4 protein-coding genes are annotated in these 4,454 nt (G+C 42.9%); all 4 read right to left on the bottom strand.

Going from position 1 to position 4,454, the window contains the following annotated elements:
• A partial coding sequence (locus ABGY95_RS09325; protein WP_347441406.1) for an MFS transporter occupies positions 1-764 on the bottom strand: 764 nt, incomplete at its 3' end.
• Between the two features lie 116 nt (positions 765-880).
• Positions 881-1,768 carry an ABC transporter ATP-binding protein gene (locus tag ABGY95_RS09320; RefSeq protein ID WP_347441405.1) on the bottom strand — a complete coding sequence of 296 codons (888 nt, stop codon included), beginning with the start codon at positions 1,766-1,768 and terminating at the stop codon, positions 881-883.
• 2 nt (positions 1,769-1,770) lie between these two features.
• Positions 1,771-2,673 carry an ABC transporter ATP-binding protein gene (locus ABGY95_RS09315; protein WP_347441404.1) on the bottom strand — a complete coding sequence of 301 codons (903 nt, stop codon included), beginning with the start codon at positions 2,671-2,673 and terminating at the stop codon, positions 1,771-1,773.
• A gap of 22 nt (positions 2,674-2,695) precedes the next feature.
• The gene (locus ABGY95_RS09310; protein ID WP_347441403.1) at positions 2,696-4,315 is read right to left on the bottom strand and encodes an ABC transporter permease; all 1,620 of its coding nucleotides are present in this window, start codon (positions 4,313-4,315) and stop codon (positions 2,696-2,698) included.
• Between the last annotated feature and the right edge of the window lie 139 nt (positions 4,316-4,454).

The raw sequence follows: 4,454 nt of genomic DNA, 5'->3' as shown, positions 1-4,454 counted from the left end.
ACGGCTGACTGGCTTAGAAGGTTTATATTAGTTGGAGATAGCTTCCAAGCGAGGACAGCAAGCGCGGCGTACATCGGAATCGTCATCACTATGAGAAAATAGAAATCCCGTCGAGTACTGACCTCCATACCGCCATTTTTCTTAGGCTTAAAGTAGGTGGAGCCTTTCGGAGTATCACGAGCTACGATGTAAAAAAATATTCCATAAGCAAAGGCAATCACAGCAGTGCAATAGAGTGAATATCTCCAGCCATTTTCACCACCAAAGAGAGTTGCTATAGTTGGCAGACTCATTGCAGCCGCAGCGGATCCAAAGTTACCCCAGCCACCATATATGCCCTCAGCCAGCCCGACTTGACGCGCTGGAAACCACTCACCAACCATGCGAATTCCTATCACAAACCCTGCACCCACAAATCCCATGGCAAAGCGTGCTATGGCTAATTGTTCATATGTTTGAGCTGATGCAAACAAAGCACACAGTATACCGGATGTAATGAGTAGAGTGGAGAATGTCTTTCTAGGCCCCAGTTTATCTACAAGCATTCCGACAATCACCCTAGATGGTATCGTCAATGCCACATTGAGGATGAGGAGAGCCTTCCACTGCGATTTTGTTAGATTGAAAGCTTCTGAGATCACAGCACCCAGAGGAGCATGGTTGAACCACACTACGAAGCTAATGAAAAATGCAACCCAAGAGATATGCAGCGTGCGAATGCTTGGGTTCTTCAGATTTAGAACATTTAGTTTTTCGTTATTCACAACAGTGACTAAGCATTGACCGTGCCAATCATTATTCAGAACGCCCAACTATGAATCATTCTGTTGATGAACTAAATTCATCAACAGAATGGGAGCCACCTACTTGAGTTACTATATTAAGCGACACTCATATGAGCATCTTCCAGATTCTGGACCTGTTCTTTCTCCAGAAAGCCCATCATATTACCATCATTGAACACCCTTGTATCACCTTTGATATGTGACCGTTGCTCTAGGAACGCGAGCAGGTGCTCGCGATAACCAAAGAATTTAGGATCAGTGAAAACTTCACGCCGGTCACGTGGCCTAGGGAAATCGATTTGGAGGATTTCTCCCAACCCTGCCCGAGGTCCATTAGACATCATTACACAGCGGTCAGCCATGAAAACCGCCTCGTCTACGTCATGAGTGACAATCATAGCTGTCAGTTTTTCACGCTGAAGTACATCAATGATTACATCTTGGAGTTCCATTCTAGTCAAAGAATCCAACCGACCAAAGGGTTCGTCTAATAAAAGAACCTTTGGCTGTAGAGCAATAGCACGCGCAATTCCCACCCGTTGCTGCATTCCTCCAGAAAGTTCTTTTGGGTATTTCTTCATAGAATCCCCAAGCCCTACTACTGAAAGAGAATGCTCTACGATCTGTGTCTGAGTAGCCTTATTTACATGCGGATAGATATTCTTAACCCCGAGCATCACATTACCAAATGCATTTAACCAAGGCATCAAACACGGCGACTGAAAGACCACTGATCTATCTGGGCCAGGCCCATCAATTTCCCTATCACCTACAATAATACCACCACCAGATATCTCATTCAGTCCGGCCAACATTGTGAGCACAGTGGACTTACCGCATCCAGAGTGACCAATCAGTGAAATGAACTCTCCTTCTTTGATTTTCAGATTAAAGTCTTCTACTACGCGAAATGGATCACCATAGGGATTAGGATATTCTTTGATCAAGTTTGAGATCTCAACAAATTTTGAATTTTCGTTCATAATTATGCTACATTATTTGGTTTTTTAATAGTCACTGGATTTTGTTTAAACGTGGGAGCCATGACTGGCGGAGAAAAGTTTTTCGGTATAACCTTTGGCATTGGTATAGTAGCACCAGTGCATTTTTTACTTTCTTGATTGAGGCCTAGCATGAAAGCAGTAATTTCAGATTTAAGCCTCATGAACTCAGGGTGGTCGTTGAGTGTGTGTCTATTACGTGGTCGCTCCATATTGACCTTGAATTCATCTGAGAGAGTTGCTGATGGCCCCATTGTGAGTGGTATTATTCTGTCGGCCATGAGCACAGCTTCGTCTACATCATTGGTGATCATAACCACGGTTCTTTTATCCTTTTCCCAAATATTTAGAATCTGATCCTGTAACTCCGAACGTGTGAGCGCATCCAGAGCTGATAGCGGTTCATCCAATAAAAGTACCTCTGGGTCCAATGACAAGGTCCGGGCAAGGGATGCGCGTTGACGCATTCCCCCAGAGAGTTCTTGGGGCTTTTTATCTACAGCGTGATCCAACTTCACCATTTCAACATAGTGTTTCGCTTTTTCCTCTAGTTCAGGTTTACTAAGCTTTGGTTGAACTGCATTGATCGCAATCTTCACATTATCCAGCACGCTCAACCACGGAAGTAAGGAATAATTCTGAAACATCATCCCCAAATCAGGGCCAGGTTCTGCTATCTGTTTCTGTTTGAATAAAACTTCGCCACTGGTTGCATTTTGCAGGCCTGCCAACAGTGACATCAATGTCGATTTTCCGGACCCCGAAAAACCAATGATTGCCACAAATTCATTTTCTTCAACTTTGAGGTTTAAATCTTGGAGTACTTCGTAGCGGCTTGAAATTGGCCCAAAGCTTACAGACGCATCATTTATTTCTAAAATTGCCATAGTAGTATTTAGTTGAAATTGGTTACACGCTCACACTTCCCTCGAATGTGACTAAGCGTTGGAATAAGATCATAATTCTATCTAAAATAAGACCAATGACGCCTACAAGGAACACAACAACCATCATCTTAGCCAGTGAATCTGAAGCACCATTATTGAACTGATCCCAGACAAACTTGCCTATACCTTCAGAGGATGAGAGTAACTCAGCTGCAATCAACACCATCCAGCCTACTCCAAGTGAGATACGTAAGCCTGCAAATATGAGTGGTAGAGCAGAAGGAATTACGATTTTAAAGAGTCGAGCAAAGAAACCGAGCTTCAAAACTCGGGCTACATTCATGTAATCTTTATCAATAGATGCCACGCCCAGTGCCGTATTCGCCAACGTTGCCCACAGCGAGCACAAGGCCACAGTCAAAGCAGAAGCTATGAATGCTGGGTTTATTTTATAAACTCCAACAAGTGGTAGATCCCATAGAAACACGATGAATGGGTTATTATCTGGATCTGGAATTAAACCACTGACAACAATCAGAGCGATAGGTAACCATACGATTGGTGAAACAGGTTTGAATATAGCAATGAATGGCGTCATTGCGGCCATGAATGTTGAGTTCAAGCCACAGAGGATACCCACAGGTATCGCTATCGCAGTGCCAATGAGGAAACCGGTAAAAACACATAATACCGAACGCTTCACCTGGTACCAAATAGTTGCAGGCATAGCATAGGAGGAACTCTCCAGTTTACTCAAACGGGATTGCTCTCGGGCAATTGTGCGAGCCTTAGCGTAAGCCTCCTTACCTGTAAGTGATAGGAAATCATTTTTGTGATCGACTATTTTACCGGTCGTAACTCCCACTTGTATTGAACGGTTACGATCACTCAGTAATTCGATTTTCTTCATCAAAAACTGCTGCTCTTCCGCAGCTAATGTTTGCTCGATCAATGCATTTGCAACATCTGGTGATTTCACCTCACGGATCTTGTCGATTTCCTTTTTTAATAAACTCAACACATCTTTATCTGCATCATTCTGCACTTCTGCAGCTTTGACATCGGCTAAGAATGATTCGTAAGCTTCTACATCTCCACGAGGTAAAGATTCAGCTGCAAGTAATAGCGAATCCTTGCGCTCCATTGCAGCTGATTTGAACTTAGATTTCATCTCGTTATATTCTCTATCGAGCGGTTCGATGAGTACTTTGGCTTGTTGTTCAATCGCATATTTTGCCTTAGTAACCTCTGTATTTGAATGAGTCACACGGGACGCGAGCAAGGAAAGCTGGTGTTTTGCATCGGCTAACATCTCATCTCGTTCATCACCCATAATATCGTAAGCCTCCATTTTGAGTTGCTCGCGTTCAGCATGGGCATTGATGGACTTATATCCAAGCCATGTTTGTTCTGGGTTAGGCAATGTTCCTGACTTGGTTTTGATACCTCCTGATGTCACATGCCATAAAAACAAAAATGCAATAACCCCCACAGCCGGAACGATAATCCACTGACCAATTTTTTGTAATTGAAGCTTGGGATCTTCCCCGTAACATAAACGAACAACAGGTGACAAAAATGTCATGCCACTTAAGTCAATCGCTTTAAGAAGTGCGTATTTAAATCTATCTATAAATTTCATAACTAATTAACCGAATGTTAGTTAAATTACATAGAGCAGTCGACGTACCACTATCTATTAGTTAGACTCATCACTATAATGAAATGCGTCCTTTATCGTATTTAATTACGCTAAGCAACCAACGCCTCATTTTGAACTT

It is taken from the genome of Rubritalea sp. (assembly GCF_039830215.1).
In the GTDB taxonomy this organism is placed as follows: domain Bacteria; phylum Verrucomicrobiota; class Verrucomicrobiia; order Verrucomicrobiales; family Akkermansiaceae; genus Rubritalea.
Note: the sequence above shows the minus strand (reverse complement) of the source record. Positions and strands in the feature narration are given on the sequence as shown.